Source organism: Streptomyces sp. NPDC045431 (assembly GCF_040646655.1).
In the GTDB taxonomy this organism is placed as follows: Bacteria; Actinomycetota; Actinomycetes; order Streptomycetales; family Streptomycetaceae; genus Streptomyces.
In genome coordinates this window covers 23,708-40,567 of record NZ_JBEZAQ010000028.1, presented here as the reverse complement: position 1 = coordinate 40,567, position 16,860 = coordinate 23,708, and the positions used below count along the sequence as shown (strand labels likewise).

Below are 16,860 nucleotides of genomic sequence, written 5' to 3'. Positions count from 1 at the left end.
GCCACCACCCCAGCCACGACCCCGGCCACGACCCCAGCCACGGCCTCGACCCGGACCGCCGCTGCCGGCTACCGGGCCGGGCACACCCTGCCGCTGCGCGTCGAAGCCGTACGCCAGCTGAAACGGCGCCGCACCCTCGTCATGGGCGGAATCCTGGCCGCCCTGCCCTTCGTACTGGTCGCCGCCTTCGCGATCGGCGGCGGCTCGGACGGGCGGGGCGACACCCGGATCACCCTGATGGACACGGCGACCGCGTCCGGCGCCAACTTCGCCGCGACCTGCCTGTTCGTCTCGGCCGGCTTCCTGCTGGTGATTCCGGTGGCGCTGTTCTGCGGGGACACCGTGGCGTCGGAGGCGAGCTGGTCGTCGCTGCGCTACCTGCTGGCCGCGCCGGTGCCGCGCGCCCGGCTGCTCTGGTCCAAGCTGGCCGTGGCGCTCGCCTTCAGCGCGGCGGCGATGATGATGCTGCCGCTGGTGGCGCTCGCCGTAGGCACCGTGGCGTACGGCTGGGGCCCGCTGCGGCTGCCCACGGGGGGCTCCCTGGCCACGGCGGACACACTGCCGCGGCTGGCGCTGGTCGTGGCGTACATCTTCGTCTCCCAACTGGTCACGGCGGGGCTCGCCTTCTGGTTGTCGACCAAGACCGACGCACCGCTCGGCGCGGTCGGCGGCGCGGTCGGGCTGACGATCATCGGCAATGTGCTGGACGCGGTGACGGCGCTCGGCTCCTGGCGGGACTACCTGCCCGCGCACTGGCAGTTCGCCTGGGCCGACGCGCTCCAGCCGCACCTGGAGTGGACCGGCATGGCCAAGGGCACGGCGGTGTCGGTGACATACGCCCTCGTGCTCTTCGCGCTCGCCTTCCGGGGCTTCGCACGCAAGGACATCGTGTCGTAGCCGTGCACGGCCGCCCTCGCACGGCGGCCGGCCCGGAAGGTCAGATCCAGCCGCGGCGCGCCGCTTCCGCTCCCGCCCGGAAGCGGCTCGTCGTGCCGAGGGCCGCGAGCAGCTCGCCCACGCGCCTGCTGTACGTACGCCCCGATATCCCGAGCCGGGCGGCGGCCGTCTCATCGGTGAGCCCGGCCAGCAGGGCCTCCAGCACCGGCCGCAGGTGCGGCGGCAGCGAGCCCGCCGGAGCGGGCGTCGCCGTCACATCGTCGCCCGCCTCCCACCATGCGTGGTGCGCACGCACCAGCGCCTGGACGATCACGGGGTCGCGGATCAGCAGCAGACCGTTGTAGAGCAGCTCGAGGTCGAGCGGGACCGCCGCGACCGTCCGGTCCACGACGATCATCTTGAACGGGATCGACTCGGTCAGCCGCGCCCGTCCCGTCAGCCGCGCCGCCGCCGTGACGTCGGCGGCCGTCACCCGGTCCAGCGCGTGCCGCGGCACGATCTGGCGGACCGTACCCACCCGCTCGGTCGCGGTGCGCACGCACGCGCCGGCGAGCTCCAGGAAGGGCTGCGGGATCGACTGGCCGAGGCATGCGGCCGGGTCGTCGAAGGTCAGCAGCTCCCGGCGGGCGGACTCGGCGAGCGCCGCGAGCGCCGCGCAGATCTGCCGCGTACCGCGCACCGACTGGCCCGCCGGTCTCGGTTCCTGACGCGGCGGCGCCTGCTGCGGTACCTGCTGACGTGTCATCTGCTGCGATGCCTGCTGTGTCGCTGCTTGCTGTGGTATGAGGGGCGCCACGCGCTGAGGTGACCGTGGTGACACCGCTCGTACCGGTGTCGACGTACCTCTCAGAGCCGTTCGGCCGAGCACAGAGCTCGGAGCGTTCGCCACGGCTGACCACCCCCGCCATCCCCTTGGAACGTACGCAACTCCATGTACGCATGTGACTGCATACGGTGACAAGACCCAGTTCAGGGGTTGGCGAGTCCAAGCCATCGCCGGACAGGCGCCGATCCGGCGGTGGTGCTCCGTTTGCAGTAGTGCGAATGGCGGACGGCGTACGGCCGATTTCGGATGGTCACTGTGGACCCTCGCTCCGGAGACCAAGGAGTCCGAAGCGACCGACGACACCGACGACACCGATGAGATCGACGAGACCGACGAGAAACGGACAAGACATCGTGATCCGCTGCCGCTCCCCCCGGCGCCGGGCCGCCACGGCCCTCGCCTGCCTCACCCTCACCGGCATAGCCACAGGCGCCGCCGCCCCCGCGTTCGCCACCGGCGACGCGAGCCCGCTGCCCATCGACAACGCCTTCCTGCGCGCCTCCCACCAGGGCAACCTGGCGGAGATCGCCGCCGGCCAGGACGCCCAGAAGAACGCCACCACCGAGTGCGTCAAGAACGTCGGCAAGGCCCTGGTCCGCGACCACACCAAGCTGGACGCCTCGACCAAGTCCCTCGCCGACAAGCTCGGCGTCGACCTGCCCGTCGCCCCCACGGCCGAGCAGCAGCAGACGCTCGCGAACGTCATGAAGAAGGCCGGTACCAGCGCGTACGACACCGCCTGGCTCCAGGCGCAGTCCGCGGCCCACCAGAAGACGCTGACGATGATCGACAACCAGGTGGCCCACGGCAAGAACGCCGAGGTGACCGCCGCCGCCAAGTCGGCGCGGCCGGTCGTCGCCATGCACCTGGACATGGTGCGTGGCGGCACCTGCCGCGGCGCGGCGGCCGACGCCGCGACCGCGCCGAAGTCGATCCACGCGGGCAACGGCGGACAGGCCGCCCTCGCGGCCGACGTGCCGGTGATGCTCGCCGTGCCCGCGCTCGCGCTCGGCGGCGTCCTCGTCGCGGGCGGCGCCTTCTGGGCCGCCAACCGCATCCGCCGCAACGACGGCCGCTGACGCCGGCGGTGGTGCGCCCGTGACGGACAAGGGCGGCCTCTGGCTGCGCGGCGAGCCCGGCCCCGACCGGCTCCTGGTCTGGGCCGGGATCGCCGCGGCCGCCTCGGCCGCGCTGACCTGCCTGTGGCCGCCGTCGGCCGTGGACCCCGCCGTGCGCGCCCCGGACGCGGGCGCCCTCCCGGCGGCCACCGCGGCCGGCGGCGCCGCCCACGCGGCCTCCCCGCCCCTCACCCTCACCATTCCGGGCCACGTCGAACGGACCCCGGTCGACCCCGTCGCCACCGACACCAAGGGCGTCCTCGCCGTACCGGAATCCCCGGCGCGCCTGGGCTGGTGGGCTCTCGGCGCCCACCCCGGCGCCACCCGGGGCACCCTCCTCCTCGCCGGCCACCTCGACTCGGCGGACGAGGGAGCGGGCCCCCTGGAAGCCCTGCACGAGGTGCCGCTGGGCGCCCGCGCCCACGTCACCACGGCCGACGGCGCCCGCCACACGTACGAGATCGTCGCCCGCCGCACGTACCCGAAGTCCGCCCTCCCCGCCGACCTGTTCGGCACCGACGGCGCCCCGCGGCTCGCCCTGGTGACCTGCGCGGGCCGCTTCGACCGGGACGCGCACGCGTACGCCGACAACCTGGTGCTCTATGGCGCACCCCGCTGACGACGAACCCCCGAAGAAAGGCACATGATGCCGCTCTATCTGTCGAGGTTCAGCTACACGCCGCAGACGTGGGCGAGGATGATCGGCCACCCCGAGGACCGCACCGAGGCCGCCCGGACGTACATCGAGTCCGTCGGCGGGAAGCTGCACGGCTTCTGGTACGCCTTCGGCAGCCACGACGGATTCACCCTGTGGGAGGCGCCGGACAACGTCTCCATGGCCGCGGTCGCGCTGGCCATCAGCGGAGGCGGCGCGCTCGGCTCGTTCGAGACGACCGTTCTGCTGACCGTCGACGAAACCCTGGACGCGCTGCGCCGAGCCGAACAGGTGCGGTACCGCCCTCCGGGCGCCTGACGCCGCGCCCGGCGTGCGCCGGCGTCGGCCGAAGGGGTCCCAAAGGGGCGGCCCGTGGAGACGGCGGACATCGCAACAGCTCCGGAACTGTGCAGACCTCCAGCGGTTCGGCTGGCCGGTCCGCCCACTGCCACCAGGTGTGCCGACCAAAAGCGCGAGGCTAGGTCTCACCCGGAGCGGGCGAGACCGGCCCGCAAGATCATGGACTGCCACCTCCTCGTCCCCCGGACCCTGTGACCTTCCCACGCAAGTGACTAGCCTCGATCTTTCGAGAGGCTCCGCCGATGGAGTCGGTGGACCCTCTCTCTCGACATCTGCCGGACGCTCCTTGTCACACGGCACTCCGGAGGCTGTGGTCGCCTGACGAATCGAAATCTTGCCCAGGCCGCTGAAATTCGCCCACGTCCTGCCACGTTGATGTCATCCGGTGATGCCAGGCCATGGACCTGTTGAGGCAGAAGACCGCGGACGGCCTGAGGGCATCGCTCGCCTCACCGGGTTCCAGGGGTGTGAAGGTCTCACATACGAAGTGCTCAGTCGGTAGGGAGCCTGTCGGTGCCCATATCGAGGCGCATAGCAGTGCGTATGGCGATCAGGGCTTCCATCACGTCCTGGAACGCGGCCTCGTACCCCTCATCACCATCCGGCACGCCTCGTATGGTTGCCTCCCGTGCCCGACGGACGCTGCGGAAGTAGTCCAGTGCCGGCTCAACAACGGCTCGCGGCGCGAAGACCTCCAGTTGGTACCGGAGCTCGTAGCACCTTGCGAAGCTTTGCCTAGCTGCGATCGTGCGATCGGCCTCTGACATCCCGCGATCCAGGATGATGAGTTGAAGCTCGCTACGTACCTGGGACAGCACTCCGAGATAGGCGCCGTACAGCTCCCGCTTACTTCGCCTCCACTCCGCTAGGGCCTCACGCCGATCCTTTCTGACTTCAACAAGCAGGGCGGAGCCTGTAGCGATCGCGGCGCCAAGGAGCGTAGCCAGAAGTGGTGTCCAGTCCATGTCGGCAAGGTACGAGAGTGCAGCCCTCGACAACAGGGCGCTCGTAACCCCGTGCCGTCGGACGTCGGCACCACCAACCAAGCACCGTTGGGGACGAGCCTCGTGTCCGGACTCCCACCTACCGCAATGTTTGGTCGGCTCGCCCTTCGGCTCTGGGCTGGGTACAAGCAAGCACCGCTTTAGGGGAGCGGCTGGGGAACCTTGCCGGTGACCTGCGGCTTCGATACCTGGTGAGGTGCCGGGCCATCCGGCTGCAGGGGACCGGTGTTCACCGCGGCGGTCCGTACGCGATGACGGTGTCTGAGCCCCCGCTTGAGAAGCTTGGGTTTCTTGGCGGCGTTGCTGCGCTGACCTGTGGTGGGGCGGTGCTGCAGCCCGGAGCTCACCTGGGGCAAGTCCCCGCTGCCACCCATGGGTCCCGCAGGATCCGGCACGCCAACGGCACGGACCCTCAGGCGGGGAGCCGAAGGCGGGCTGGTCGGGATCGACTGCAAGCAGGGGGTGGAGCTGTTCCCGCTGGCGCACCGGTTCTCCGTGCTCGCCGATCACCCGGGCACCGCCCTGGAACTGCTCGAAGCGCTCGCCGCGTACGCCCGATGCGTCGACGGGCAGCTGCCGGACCTCAAGCGGCGGCTCGAAGCGGCGGGTGACCTGTCGGAGCTGCCTGGCACCGGCTGATCGCCTGCCGAGAATCTTCGACACGGAGTCGACACCGCCGCCCGCGAAACCCGGTGACAGCCGGACAGCCCGGATCTCGCCCTGATCACCAAAGGGGATCCAGGGCTTCGCTGTGTCGAGCGTCACCCGCCCTGAGCAGCAAGAACGCCCTCCCGAAGGAGGACGGAGACGGGCGCCCCCGGCAGGACTCGAACCTGCGGCCAAGCGCTTAGAAGGCGCCTGCTCTATCCACTGAGCTACGGGGGCCGGTGGTGGCCTTGGTGACCTGGAGCCCCTGGTCGGGCGGTCCGTGACCTTGCCGGGCACAAGGATAGGGCTCCGATCCCCTTGGCCCGGTCGCTTCACCTGCGTGGCACGATGTGGAGGTTCGGTGAAGCGAACCGATAATCGCAGGCAGGTGCGATTCTCGCAGCGCTTTTTGCGCCACGCGCGCCGGGTGTTGTGCACTCGTTATGCCTGCGTCCCACTCGTCCCCTGTGTCCCTTGCCCTTGATCGGCGCGCAGAGGGGTCCATACGCTTCAAAAGCGTGCCGAAATTGGGCATTCTTCGCATGTGGTGACCTTGGACGTACGGCCTCAGCTCATCGACGCACTTTCCGCCCTGCGCGACCGTGTCGCCGCCGTGCGTCTTCCCCTCCCCCTTCCAGGGGCGCCGCGGGCTCGTCAGACGCGGGCCGAGTTGCTCGCCCAGCTCGACGACTATCTGGTGCCCCGGCTGAAGGAGCCGGAAGCGCCCTTGCTCGCCGTCGTCGGCGGTTCGACCGGGGCGGGGAAGTCGACGCTTGTCAATTCCCTGGTCGGGCGACGCGTCAGTGAGGCCGGGGTGCTGCGGCCCACCACACGGACGCCCGTCCTCGTCTGCCACCCCGAAGACCACCACTGGTTCGCCGGCATGCGGGTGCTGCCGCACCTCGCCCGCGTGTGGGTGCCCGAAGACGGCGAACAGGAGCCCGCCGGCGAGAAGGCGCTGCGCGTCGAGACCGCACACAGCCTGCCGCGCGGGCTCGCCCTGCTCGACGCCCCCGACATCGACTCCCTCGTCGTCGAGAGCCGCGAACTGGCCGCCGAGCTGATGTGCGCCGCCGACGTGTGGGTGATGGTCACCACCGCGTCGCGCTACGCCGACGCCGTGCCGTGGCATCTGCTGCGTACCGCCAAGGAGTACGACGCCACGCTGGTCACCGTCCTCGACCGGGTGCCCCACCAGGTGATCGGGGAGGTGTCGCGGCAGTACGAGGCCCTCCTGGCCAGGGCCGGGCTCGGCGACGTACCGCGCTTCACCATCCCCGAGCTGCCCGAATCGGCCGGCGGCGGAAGCGGGCTGCTGCCGGAGAACGCCGTGGCCGCGCTGCGGGCCTGGCTGGCGTACCACGCCCAGGACCCGGCCGCCCGCCGCCAGGCCGTCGGGCGGACCGCCAAGGGCGTCATCGACTCGCTGCGCGCCCGCATGCCCGAGCTGGCCGGCGCCGTCGCCGCGCAGTACGCCGCCGCCGTACGGCTCTCCGGCACCGTCGAGGCGGCGTACGGGAAGGAGGGCGAGCGCGTGCGCCGGGAGCTCGGGCGCGGCGCCGTCCTCGCCGGGGACGCGCGCACCCGCTGGCGCGGCTACCCCCGCGACTGCACGGCCGCCGAACTGCTCGACTCGCTCACCGAATCGCTCGGCGCGCTGCTGCAGTGCGCCGTCGCCGCCGCCGACGAACACGTCCAGGAAGTCTGGCGGCGCGAACCGGCGGCCGGGGCCGTCGGCGGGGGACAGGCACCACCCGACGGGGAGGCCGGCGAGCGGATCGGCATGGCCGTACGGCGCTGGCGGCGCGTCCTGGAGGAGCTCGCCGAGGAGGAGGTGGGCCGGATGGAACGATCCGCCGCGCCCGACTCCGACACCGTCGCCGCGCTGCTGGCGGCCGCGCTCCTCGGCGGGCGCCGCACCCGCGGCGCGGGCGAGCGGCTCGCCGAACTGATCGGCGCGCAGGGCGCCCTGAGGCTGCGCGACCGGGGCGGCGAGCTGGTGGAGACGTACATCGACCGCGTACTGCACGAGGAGAGGGACCGGCGCCTCGCACCGCTCGACCGGCTCGACATCACGCCCGAGCCGCAGGCCGAGCTGATCGCCGCGCTGTCCGTCCTCCAGAGGGAGAGGTGACCGCGGTGAGCACCGTGGAGGAACGCTGGGACGACGGGCTCATCGCCCGGCGCGTGCAGGAGCAGCAGGGGGTGACGGCGGACGAGGAACCGGCCTCGGCGGAAGCGCAGGAGCCGGCCGGCCCGTACGCGACCGCCCTGCGCGGCCGGCTCGACGCCCTGCGCAAGCTGGTGGGGCTCTCCGCGACCCGGCTGGACGGCCAGACGCTCGCCGAGGCGGGGCGCGTCCTGGAGGAGGCGTCGGCCCGTCAGAGGCTCTCCACCCGGCACACGGTGGTCGCCATCGCCGGAGCCACCGGGAGCGGGAAGTCAACTTTGATCAACGCGTTGGCAGGGGTACCGGTCTCCGAGACCGGCCTGCGCCGGCCGACCACCTCCGCGCCCATCGCGTGCGCCTGGTCCGAGGGGGCGGGCGGGCTGCTGGACCGGCTCGCCATCCCGGGGCGGCTGCGCCGCCGGCCCCTGGCGGGCGGGGTCGGCGACGAGGCGCTCCAGGGGCTGGTCCTGGTCGACCTGCCCGACCACGACTCGGCGGTCACCGCCCACCGGGAACAGGTCGACCGGCTGCTGGCCCTGGTGGACGCGGTGATCTGGGTGGTCGACCCGGAGAAGTACGCGGACGCCGCGCTGCACGAGCGCTACCTGCGGCCGCTCGCCGGGCACGCGGAGGTGATGTTCGTCGTCCTCAACCAGGTGGACCGACTCCCCGGCGACGCCGCCGACCAGGTCCTCGACGACCTGCGGCGGCTCCTCGACGAGGACGGGATGGCGCTCGGCGAACACGGCGAACCCGGCGCCACGGTCCTCGCCCTGTCGGCCCTCACCGGCGAGGGCGTCGGCGAACTGCGCGAGCTGCTCGGAGCGTTCGTTCAGCAGAGGAACGCCGCCCAGCGGAGGCTGTCGGCGGACGTGGACGCGACGGCGCGGCGGCTGCGCCCCGTGTACGTCGCCGAGGGCCGGCCCGGACTCGACGAGCGGTCCCGCGAGGACTTCGGGGCCCGGCTCGCGGTCGCCGTCGGCGCCCACGCGGCGGGCGAGGCCGCCGAACGCGAGTGGCGCCGCAACGCCGGGCGCGCGTGCGGGACGCCGTGGCTGCGGCTGTGGCGGTGGTACGAGCGGCTACGTACGCCGGGGGGCGCGCCACCGCAGGGCGACGCCGAGACGCCGGTGGAGGACGAGCTCACGGCGCGGCAGCGCGTGGAGCAGGCCGTACGCGTGGTCGCGGACGAGGCCTCGCGCGGGCTTCCGGCGCCGTGGGCGCAGGCGGTGCGCGAGGCGGCGGTACGCGGGGCGCAGGGGCTGCCGGAGGCGCTGGACGAGCTGGCGGTGACGGCCGGGCGGCCGGGGCGGGACGGCAAGCCGCCGCGCCCCGCCTGGTGGCCGGCGGCGGTGCTGGCCCAGGCGGCGATGACGCTGCTGCAGTTCTACGGCGGCCTGTGGCTGGTGGGGCAGATCGTCGGCGTGCTGGAGCCGGGGCTCATGGTGCCCGCACTGATCATGCTCTCCGGTGTCGTCGGCGGCCCGCTGGTGGAGTGGGGCTGCGCGGCGGCGGCGCGGGGGCCCGCGCGCCGGTACGGCCAGGAGACCGAGCGGCGGCTGCGCGAGGCGGCGGCGGGGTGCGGGCGGGCGATGGTCCTCGACCCGATCGCCTCCGAGCTCATGCGCTACCGCGAGGTGCGCGAGCAGTACGCGACGGTGGAGGCGGGCCGGCGGATGGGGTGACGGACGGGCCGCAGGGGGGAGTGACGGCGGGCCGCCGGGTGGGGTGACGGGGCCGCGGCGGTCGCTGCCTCGGCTGCGGGGTTCCCCAGGTGCACTCGCCCGTATGGGTGACGGAGTTCTGCACACGTCCGGGGTTGTCCACACCCGTCAGCGGGATTTCGGCGCGGCGGCCAGCATGGGTGGCGTCGACGGTCGGCGCGGTGCCGGCGGGCGTAGCGAAGAGGGACGGGGTGGGTGTCATGGCCGAGACCATGGTGACGGTCGTGGGCAACGTGGCGACAAGCGTGGACTACCGAGACACCGCGGCCGGCGGGGTGGCGAAGTTCCGGCTCGCGGCCCGGGCGCGGCGGTGGGACCGCGAGAAGGCGACGTGGGTCGACGGACCGACCAGCTTCTACTCGGTGAGCGCCTGGCGGACGCTCGGCGCGAACCTCGCCGCGTCGGTCGCCGTCGGCGATCCGCTGATGGTGCACGGGAGGCTGAAGGTGCGGGAGGAGGAGTGGGAGGGCCAGCGCCGGACGTTCGTGGACATCGACGCGGTGGCGGCGGGGCACGACCTGACGCGCGGCACGTCGGCGTTCAGACGAGCGACGCGGCCCGAAGCGGAGCTGACGGAGCGTCAGGGTCATGCAGCACAACGTGAGATGGTGCCGGAAGCCGTTCCTGCCGGGGGGTTCGCTGGATGACGGCGTCGTGCCCGGCCGTGAACGGGTCATTCCCGGCGCGCGACCGCCCGGCGATAACGATTGCGATTCGGAATGGTTATCTGACGGTATGACAGGGGACTGTGTCGGGTCGCCTCTTTAGGATCACCGGGGTACTCCTGGGTACCCACGGGCCACTTGAGTCGGCAGGCGAGGCACTCCCCCCACGCGTCCCACGCGACAACACCTCGCCCAGAGGGGAATTCTGTGTTTGCTGCGTTTTGTGTACGGAGGCGGAAGCGCCGCGCCGCCCGCTTCGCCGCCGCGGCCATCGCCTCCGGGCTGGTGGCGGCCGGCGCCGCCGTCGGCGTGACCCCCGCCGCCGCCGACGAGGCGCCCCAGCACCAGGGGGGCGCGGCAGCGACCCTCAACGGCCTGACCACCTTCCACCAGGCCGTCCTGCACATCGGCAACCAGACGCAGCAGCTCCCCGCCGGCCTCTTCGAGATGACCGTCGACGGCGGCGGCACCCTCAAGACGTACTGCATCGACGTACACAACCCCACTCAGGAGAACGCCAGGTACCTGGAGACCTCCTGGGACCAGACCTCCCTCGGCGGCAACAAGGACGCGGGCCGGATCCGCTGGATCCTCCAGCACTCCTACCCGCAGGTCGACGACCTCGTGGGCCTCGCCAAGGAGGCCGGCACCGGGCCGCTCACGCCGGAGACGGCCGCCGCCGGCACCCAGGTGGCGATCTGGCGGTACTCGGACGGGGCCGAGGTCGAGGCGCTCGACCCGGCGGCCGAGAAGCTCGCCGACTGGCTGCAGGGGGAAGCCGGCAGCGTCGCCGAGCCCGAGGCCTCCCTCCGCCTGGAGCCGGGCGCGGTCGCCGGCCCCGCCGGCACTCGGCTCGGACCGGTCACCGTGCGCACCAACGCCGACCGGGTCGCGGTCAGCCCGCCCGCCGACGCGGCCGCCAGCGGCGTGCGGATCACCGACGCGACCGGGAATCCGGTCGACTCGGCCGTCAACGGCAGCAGCCTCTACTTCGACGTGCCCGCGGGCGCCGCCGACGGCACCGCCGCGCTGAGCGTGCAGGGCACCACCTCCGTACCGGTCGGCCGCGCGTTCGCCGGGGTCACCAGGAGCCAGACGCAGATCCTGGCCGGGTCCAGCAGGTCGACCGTCTCCGCGACGGCCACCGCCACCTGGGGCACCACGGGTGCCATACCCGCCCTGTCCGCCCGGAAGAACTGCGCCAAGGGCGGCGTGGACATCACCGCCACCAACAAGGGCGCCGCCCCCTTCTCCTACGAGCTCATGGGCCTGCGGTACACGGTTGAGGCGGGCGCGACGCGGACGGTGACCATCCCGGTCGCCGAGGACCAGGCGTACCAGCTGACGGTCACCGCACCCGGCGGCTTCACCAAGACCTTCAAGGGCGTCCTGGACTGCAGGACCACCGGCTCCACGGCCACCATGGCCGGGCAGCCGGGCTCACAGCCCAGCCCGCTGTCCGGCGGCTCCACCCCCGGCGCCGGGACGGCCACGGCGGGCGGCGAGACCGACCTGGACCTGGCCGAGACCGGCGCGTCCGGAGCCACGCCCATGATCGCCGGGACGGCCATCGCGTTCCTGCTCATCGGCGGGGCGGCGGTGCTCTTCCTCCGCAAGAAGTCGTGACAACGCGCAAGCGGGTGATGACGCCGCGCTGGTGAGGGCGGCGTCCGGCGGCGCGCCCCCTCGCCCCCTCCACCCACCCCCTCACACAACTGGTTTCCATCGAGGGATGGACGTCAGGCAAGATGGGGTGTGTCTGGCGGCTCAGGGGTGCCTTACGGCCCCTGACCAGCAACGGAACTGCCGGGCAGGGGCTCGTCCGGGGCCGTGGGCCGTCTGTGGGCCGTCACGCCGCCGCGGCGAGGGTCACCGGCGGGTGGATGCGCTGGAACACGGCTGACACGGCACCCCGTGCTTTCTCCTCACTGCTCGGCATCAAGTGGGTGTAGATGCGCAATGTGAAGCCGGGGTCAGAGTGTCCCAGGTAGGTGCTCAACGCCTTGATGCTCCCACCGGCCTCCAGTACCACCGAGGCGTAGAAGTGCCGGAGCGCGTGCATGCCGTCATCCGGAGCTGCGGCGTAACGCTTGCCGGGCTCCTTGGGCGGGATGACACCCGCATGGGCGAGGGCTGGCTTCCACACGTAATCATCGAAGTAGCTCCGCCAGATAGCGTTTCCCACGGGGCTGGTGAAGACGAGCCGGAACGTCACCAGCGGGCCGTCCGGCGTCTTCCACGGCAACGTGACGGGAACCGGCGGGAACTGCTCCATGTGACTACGAAGACCCATTCCCACCACAGGGCTGAGCGGCGCGTCTCGAAGCTTGCCGCGCTTGGGCGGGGCGAAAACGAGTACGCCGCCCACCCTCTTGACCTGTTGCCGAACGTGGACCCAGCCGGTATCGAAGTCCAGGTTGTCCTCGGCAAGGCCGAAGATCTCGCCCTGACGGAGTCCGCACCCTCCGCCGGCGTCAACGGTGGCGGCGTACCGGTCAATCATCCCCGCACGCACTGACACGACCCGTTCCTCCGTCCACGGGATGATCAACCGAGATTCAGGAACCGGAGCCTTCACCGACTGGGCATGACAGGGGTTCGCCCGGATCACGCCGTCATCCACGGCAGCGTTGAACAGCGACGAAACCGAGTCGTAGATCGCGCGCCGATAGGTGCCGTTCGGCACTGCTGACTGAAGCTCGTTCAACCAAGCACGCAGGTGTTCCGGCCTGACCGCACCCATCGGGCGTACACCCAGGTAGGGGACGGCATGCAGTCGGATTCGCCTCCGCACGACCTCTTGACTGCCCAACTCCGTCGTCAGCCCGCTCAACCACTTCTCGGCGTACTCCCGGAATGTGATCTGCCCAGCTTTCGGATCGAAGTACTGACCCGTGTCCATGTCGGCCTGGATCCGGTTCAGCCACTTCTCGGCCTTGGTCTTCTGCCGGTCCGGGAAGCTCTGTGACTGTTCGGTTCCGTCGGGGCCGACGTACCGGGCCCGGTAACGGAGCCCTTTCCCATAGCGATCGGTCTTGACCCGGCGGGGCTTACCGTCGGGGCCAACCTCCGTCTTGTACCAACGATCCTGAATGTGGCCAGCCATGCGGGCTGTGGGTCCTTTCGGCGTACGGAGCGGCCCGCGCCGCCCCTGGGCGAGGGGTGACGCGGGCCGGTAAGGGATGGTCAGGCGGCGGTGTCGAGCTCGCTCTGGTGGGCAACCCAAGCGTTGACAGCGGCGGGGTCGTAGCGGACGTACCGGCCGACTCGGAACCCGGGCGGGCCGACGCGCTGCTTGCGCCAGTGGTAGACGGTCTCCAGGGGAACCTTGAACAGCCAGGCGATGTCATCCGGGGTCAGGTACCGGTCGGGGAGTTCGGTGACGGGCTGGGGCGTCTTGGCGGTCGCCATCGGGCTCCTTTCAGCTCGGTCCGGGGCTCGTGCCCCCCTCCTGGGAAGTCCGCTACAGCCGCTACACCGCTACATCGCAGGTCAGCGGGGGGTTTTCTGTAGCGGAGGGCTGGCGTGTAGCGGCTACGACGCGCTACGGGCTGTGCGGCGTAGCCGCTACACGCTGCGGTGCCGCTACAGATTCATGGGCTCTGAGCTGGGCTGTAGCGGCGTAGCGGATGTAGCGGCTTCCTGGGGCGGGGGGCAGTAGCGTGCCCAGGCGTCTTCCAGGTCGCAGGCGTGGAAGCCTTTGAGGACTCCGCCGGCGGTGCGGATGTTCCGGGAGCGGATGGGCTCGTTGTCGGCGGTCATGTACTCGCCGAGCATCCGGGACAGGCGCCGGTTGTCGAGCGGCTTGCCGTCCAAGTCGGCCCACGGGGCGTCGTCCAGGGCGTTGAGCCGGTCCAGGATGGCGATGGTGGGCAGGCGTTCAACGCCGATCAGCACGTGGTCGCGCAGGTCGGTGAGCAGCCGGATGCCCAGGCTGTGCTTGTCGGTGTACTGCGCGTCCCGTACGAGGGCCACGCACGCTTCGCGGGCTCGGCGCGGCCAGTCCCCGCCAGCGGCGTCGGCGATGGCGAGCAGGGGCTCCCACACGTCGGCGGGCCGGTCGGTGACGCCGTCGGGCATCTGCGGCCAGGCATCCGTCACCCGGGCGCGGGCGTGCTCGGCCCACTCGGCAAGCCGGTCGCGGAGCTTGTTGCCCTCGGCTTCGTGGATGCGGGCACGGAAGGGCTCCACCTTCTCGTTCCGGGCCCGGCGCCGCATGCGGATGACGACGGAGCGGGTGAGGATCGTGTCCGGCAGCGAGCCGAGCCCGGCGACCGCGACGGCGCAGTACGACGGGAAGGCTTGCACGGTCTGGTTGCCGCCATCTCCGATGCACCGGTAGGTGACCCCGGAGCGGCGGTGGCCGGCGTTGAGGAACCCGCGCAGTTCCTCGTTGTCCCCCGCCTTTGGCCCGAAGACCGTGTCGATCTCATCGAAGAGGATGGTGGGCCGTCCGTTGGCCCCGGACACGGCGCGGAAGAGGGCGGCGGCCGACGCGTTCACCGCGACCATCGGCTGAGGGACCAGCGTCTCCACGATCTCCAGCGCGCGGGACTTGCCCGAGCCCGGCTCGGGGGAGAGGAACGCCAGCCGCGGAGTGGAGTCGAACGCGTCGAGCAAGTGCGCGTGAGCGTCCCACAGAGCGACGGCGACGTACGCGCCTTCGGTGGGGAAGACGTTGAAACGGCGGTGGAAAGCTTCGACCTCGTCCAGCAGTGCGGCGCCGATGATGGTGTGCTCGCTCATGCGGCGTTCCTCCCTTCGAGCGGGTGACGCAGGGGGCAGACGATGCGGTGGGCGGCGTGCTTCTCGATGAGCGCGAGGACGCGGGCCTGGCCGACGGCGCTGCGGTTTCGGCCGCACTCGCACGTGGAGGTGGCGGTCGGTACCGCGCCGCGTCCGGGTGCGGTGATGCGCAGGAAGGCGACGACGTACCGGCCGTCGCCCGGGTGCGGCTCAGGGCTAAGAGCAGAAGGGACGGCCTTACGGCCGACGTCCTTTTGGCCGCCCACGGCCGTCACCGATGCGGGCAGGGTGGCGGTGTGCTGCTGGTCGGTGGTTCGGGTGAGGCTTTTCAGGCGGGGGCGGGCTGCGCCGGTCATGCTGCCTCCCGGGGCCGGGCCGTGCGGATGGACCAGTTCAGAGCGCTGCGGATGGTGGCGCGGCACTCGGCCGGCGACAGGCCCGCCGCCTCGCCCGCCTGCTGAAAAGCCTCCTCGACCACCGTGCGCGGGAGGTCGCCCCACGCGACGAAGCGCCCCATGGCGCGCGCCCCGGCCAGCAGCCGGGCGTTGCGCCCGCCCTCGGCAGCACCGGCGACGGCGGCGGTCTCGCGTTCGAGGGCCACTTCGGCGAGGCGGGTGGCACGCCCGGGCCGGGGCAGGGAGAGGGGCTTGGTGGGGCGTCGTACGGGCTTCAGCGCGTCCAGCAACCAACCCGGCGCTTCCGCCACCGGTGCCGCAGTGAAGACCTCGTACGCGCCCGCGGGGATGGTGCTGCCGGGGGCGACGACGTACCCACCCCACGCCCGGGTGTCGACCAGCGGCGCGAGCGTGCCGGCCGTGTTCGTCAGCCGCATGCCGGCCGGGGCCGCGAAGTACAGGTGCAGCCCGCCGCTCGCGGTCCGCACCGTGCGGGTGGTGGGGACGGCCTGCCCGGCGCGCTCGCAGAGCGCCTTGAAGGTCGTCACGCCGCTAGGCGTGCCCGAACTGCTCTTGCCCTTGGGCATGTCCAGGTCCACCACGAGCAGCCCGGAGGGGCCGGTGGCGATGCCGACGTTGTACGGCCGGTGCTGCCAGATCCGCTCGATGAGGTTGGGGTCTGTGGTGGCGCGCTGCTCCCACTTGCGGTGCCCGGCGGCGCACTCGCCGGTGCGGGGGCAGTCTCGCTCGGGGTGCCCGGCGGGCCGCTTGCTGCCGGGACGGAGGGGGAAGACGTGCCAGCCTCGCGCGGCGGCGTCGAGGGCGGCGTACAGGAGGGTGTTCATGCGGCCACCGCCAGGGAGGTCTGGGTGAGGAACGCGCGGCCGATCCACTCGGTGTAGGCCGGGGGGATGGCTTCGGTGAGTTCCTCGCGGACGTTGGTCCAGGTGATGCCCAACGCGGTCTGAAGTTCCGGGATGGTGGGCTTGCCGCCGCCGTTGCCGTAGGCGGCGACGTAGGGGCCGTCGAAGAACTCGCCGTGTCGCCAGCCCCGTACGCGTCCCCGGTGCTTCACGTGGGCGGGGCGGGTGACGCTCCAGCGGCCGAGTTCGAAGTTCCGGTGCCGGATCACCCCGAGGCCGAACTGCTCGCCGCACAGGGTGAGGTCTTTGCGGATCTCGGCCCGGCCGTTGGGCTGCTCGATCACGTACGGAAGGCCCGTGTCGTCCAGCAGCCGGCGGGTGGGTGCCACGAGGTCGACGTGGGTGCCGCCCCATCCCTGGGACTGGTTGGTGCCGACGGTGAGGGAGCACCCGGCCTGGCAGGGCGGTGAGGCGTGCGCGAACGCGTACTGCTGGATCTCGCCCGTGGTGATCAGGTGGGCGAGGTAGGCGAGGGCGTCGCCCTGGTGCATGGCGAAGGGGTAGTTGGGTCGAGGCGCGATGTCGACGCCGATGACGTCGAATCCGGCCCGGTGGTATCCCATGGCGGCGCCGCCGGCGCACGAGAACAGATCGAGCACGCGTGGCCGATCGCCGGGGTCTCGCAGGATGGGAACGGGATGGGTCATGCTGGATGTCTCCAGTTCTCTGAGTGGATGCTGGATGCGAGGGCGGCCCGAGGCTTTGGCGAGACGCGGGCCGCCTTCGGCG

17 protein-coding genes and 1 tRNA gene are annotated in these 16,860 nt (G+C 71.9%); 9 read left to right on the top strand and 9 right to left on the bottom strand.

Going from position 1 to position 16,860, the window contains the following annotated elements; all coding sequences use genetic code 11:
• The first annotated feature begins 87 nt into the window (after window positions 1-87).
• Entirely contained in the window at window positions 88-897 is an 810-nt protein-coding gene (locus tag AB0A69_RS32135; protein WP_361429374.1) for an ABC transporter permease, read from the top strand.
• A 40-nt stretch (window positions 898-937) separates the two neighbouring features.
• On the opposite strand, the gene AB0A69_RS32130 is transcribed toward AB0A69_RS32135, so the two are convergent.
• Window positions 938-1,642, bottom strand: coding sequence for a DNA-binding response regulator (locus AB0A69_RS32130; protein ID WP_361429339.1), 705 nt, complete (start codon window positions 1,640-1,642; stop codon window positions 938-940).
• A 434-nt stretch (window positions 1,643-2,076) separates the two neighbouring features.
• On the opposite strand from AB0A69_RS32130, the gene AB0A69_RS32125 reads away from it, so the two are divergent.
• Genes AB0A69_RS32125 through AB0A69_RS32115 form a run of 3 tightly spaced genes read left to right on the top strand, consistent with a single transcriptional unit; the run spans window position 2,077 to window position 3,814 of the window.
• Entirely contained in the window at window positions 2,077-2,802 is a 726-nt protein-coding gene (locus AB0A69_RS32125; RefSeq protein ID WP_361429337.1) for a DUF4142 domain-containing protein, read from the top strand.
• A 19-nt stretch (window positions 2,803-2,821) separates the two neighbouring features.
• Window positions 2,822-3,460: a class F sortase gene (locus tag AB0A69_RS32120; protein WP_361429335.1), complete on the top strand. Its 639-nt coding sequence runs from the start codon at window positions 2,822-2,824 to the stop codon at window positions 3,458-3,460.
• Between the two features lie 27 nt (window positions 3,461-3,487).
• Entirely contained in the window at window positions 3,488-3,814 is a 327-nt protein-coding gene (locus tag AB0A69_RS32115) for a GYD domain-containing protein (protein WP_361429372.1), read from the top strand.
• Between the two features lie 533 nt (window positions 3,815-4,347).
• Here AB0A69_RS32115 and AB0A69_RS32110 read toward each other — a convergent pair.
• Window positions 4,348-4,821: a hypothetical protein gene (locus AB0A69_RS32110; protein ID WP_361429333.1), complete on the bottom strand. Its 474-nt coding sequence runs from the start codon at window positions 4,819-4,821 to the stop codon at window positions 4,348-4,350.
• A 411-nt stretch (window positions 4,822-5,232) separates the two neighbouring features.
• Here AB0A69_RS32110 and AB0A69_RS32105 point away from each other — a divergent pair, with 411 nt between their 5' ends.
• A complete protein-coding gene (locus AB0A69_RS32105; protein ID WP_361429376.1) occupies window positions 5,233-5,499 on the top strand; it encodes a hypothetical protein in 267 nt (88 codons plus the stop codon).
• A 173-nt stretch (window positions 5,500-5,672) separates the two neighbouring features.
• On the opposite strand, the gene AB0A69_RS32100 is transcribed toward AB0A69_RS32105, so the two are convergent.
• Window positions 5,673-5,745, bottom strand: a tRNA-Arg gene (locus AB0A69_RS32100).
• Window positions 5,746-6,061: 316 nt separating this feature from the next.
• Between AB0A69_RS32100 and AB0A69_RS32095 the strand changes: the two genes are divergently transcribed.
• The 4 genes from AB0A69_RS32095 to AB0A69_RS32080 all read left to right on the top strand — a co-directional run bounded on the left by AB0A69_RS32095 (window position 6,062) and on the right by AB0A69_RS32080 (window position 11,693).
• Window positions 6,062-7,642: a dynamin family protein gene (locus AB0A69_RS32095; RefSeq protein ID WP_361429370.1), complete on the top strand. Its 1,581-nt coding sequence runs from the start codon at window positions 6,062-6,064 to the stop codon at window positions 7,640-7,642.
• 5 nt (window positions 7,643-7,647) lie between these two features.
• On the top strand, window positions 7,648-9,363 hold the full coding sequence (locus tag AB0A69_RS32090) for a GTPase (protein ID WP_361429331.1): 1,716 nt from the start codon (window positions 7,648-7,650) through the stop codon (window positions 9,361-9,363).
• A 239-nt stretch (window positions 9,364-9,602) separates the two neighbouring features.
• Entirely contained in the window at window positions 9,603-10,049 is a 447-nt protein-coding gene (locus AB0A69_RS32085; RefSeq protein WP_361429329.1) for a single-stranded DNA-binding protein, read from the top strand.
• A 225-nt stretch (window positions 10,050-10,274) separates the two neighbouring features.
• Window positions 10,275-11,693, top strand: a complete 1,419-nt coding sequence (locus AB0A69_RS32080; protein ID WP_361429327.1) for a Cys-Gln thioester bond-forming surface protein — start codon at window positions 10,275-10,277, stop codon at window positions 11,691-11,693.
• Window positions 11,694-11,916: 223 nt separating this feature from the next.
• Here the strand turns inward: AB0A69_RS32080 and AB0A69_RS32075 are convergent, their stop codons facing one another.
• The 6 genes from AB0A69_RS32075 to AB0A69_RS32050 form a co-directional block, all read right to left on the bottom strand.
• The gene (locus tag AB0A69_RS32075) at window positions 11,917-13,173 is read right to left on the bottom strand and encodes a site-specific integrase (protein ID WP_361429325.1); all 1,257 of its coding nucleotides are present in this window, start codon (window positions 13,171-13,173) and stop codon (window positions 11,917-11,919) included.
• Window positions 13,174-13,253: 80 nt separating this feature from the next.
• The gene (locus AB0A69_RS32070) at window positions 13,254-13,478 is read right to left on the bottom strand and encodes a helix-turn-helix domain-containing protein (RefSeq protein WP_361429323.1); all 225 of its coding nucleotides are present in this window, start codon (window positions 13,476-13,478) and stop codon (window positions 13,254-13,256) included.
• Between the two features lie 174 nt (window positions 13,479-13,652).
• Complete coding sequence (locus AB0A69_RS32065) at window positions 13,653-14,813, bottom strand: DUF3631 domain-containing protein (protein ID WP_361429321.1); 1,161 nt, start codon at window positions 14,811-14,813, stop codon at window positions 13,653-13,655.
• Entirely contained in the window at window positions 14,810-15,169 is a 360-nt protein-coding gene (locus AB0A69_RS32060) for a hypothetical protein (RefSeq protein ID WP_361429319.1), read from the bottom strand. Before AB0A69_RS32060 ends, AB0A69_RS32065 begins: the two co-directional genes overlap by 4 nt.
• Complete coding sequence (locus tag AB0A69_RS32055) at window positions 15,166-16,053, bottom strand: bifunctional DNA primase/polymerase (RefSeq protein WP_361429317.1); 888 nt, start codon at window positions 16,051-16,053, stop codon at window positions 15,166-15,168. Before AB0A69_RS32055 ends, AB0A69_RS32060 begins: the two co-directional genes overlap by 4 nt.
• On the bottom strand, window positions 16,050-16,778 hold the full coding sequence (locus AB0A69_RS32050) for a DNA methylase (RefSeq protein ID WP_361429315.1): 729 nt from the start codon (window positions 16,776-16,778) through the stop codon (window positions 16,050-16,052). Before AB0A69_RS32050 ends, AB0A69_RS32055 begins: the two co-directional genes overlap by 4 nt.
• Window positions 16,779-16,860: the final 82 nt, after the last annotated feature.

What these genes read in the sequence shown, in the direction of transcription:
- AB0A69_RS32050 (WP_361429315.1), bottom strand. Translation starts at nt 16,778, where the DNA reads ATGACCCATCCCGTTCCCATCCTGCGAGACCCCGGCGATCGGCCACGC.
- AB0A69_RS32070 (WP_361429323.1), bottom strand. Translation starts at nt 13,478, where the DNA reads ATGGCGACCGCCAAGACGCCCCAGCCCGTCACCGAACTCCCCGACCGG.
- AB0A69_RS32130 (WP_361429339.1), bottom strand. Translation starts at nt 1,642, where the DNA reads ATGACACGTCAGCAGGTACCGCAGCAGGCGCCGCCGCGTCAGGAACCG.
- AB0A69_RS32115 (WP_361429372.1), top strand. Translation starts at nt 3,488, where the DNA reads ATGCCGCTCTATCTGTCGAGGTTCAGCTACACGCCGCAGACGTGGGCG.
- AB0A69_RS32060 (WP_361429319.1), bottom strand. Translation starts at nt 15,169, where the DNA reads ATGACCGGCGCAGCCCGCCCCCGCCTGAAAAGCCTCACCCGAACCACC.
- AB0A69_RS32075 (WP_361429325.1), bottom strand. Translation starts at nt 13,173, where the DNA reads ATGGCTGGCCACATTCAGGATCGTTGGTACAAGACGGAGGTTGGCCCC.
- AB0A69_RS32085 (WP_361429329.1), top strand. Translation starts at nt 9,603, where the DNA reads ATGGCCGAGACCATGGTGACGGTCGTGGGCAACGTGGCGACAAGCGTG.
- AB0A69_RS32065 (WP_361429321.1), bottom strand. Translation starts at nt 14,813, where the DNA reads ATGAGCGAGCACACCATCATCGGCGCCGCACTGCTGGACGAGGTCGAA.
- AB0A69_RS32055 (WP_361429317.1), bottom strand. Translation starts at nt 16,053, where the DNA reads ATGAACACCCTCCTGTACGCCGCCCTCGACGCCGCCGCGCGAGGCTGG.
- AB0A69_RS32110 (WP_361429333.1), bottom strand. Translation starts at nt 4,821, where the DNA reads ATGGACTGGACACCACTTCTGGCTACGCTCCTTGGCGCCGCGATCGCT.
- AB0A69_RS32105 (WP_361429376.1), top strand. Translation starts at nt 5,233, where the DNA reads ATGGGTCCCGCAGGATCCGGCACGCCAACGGCACGGACCCTCAGGCGG.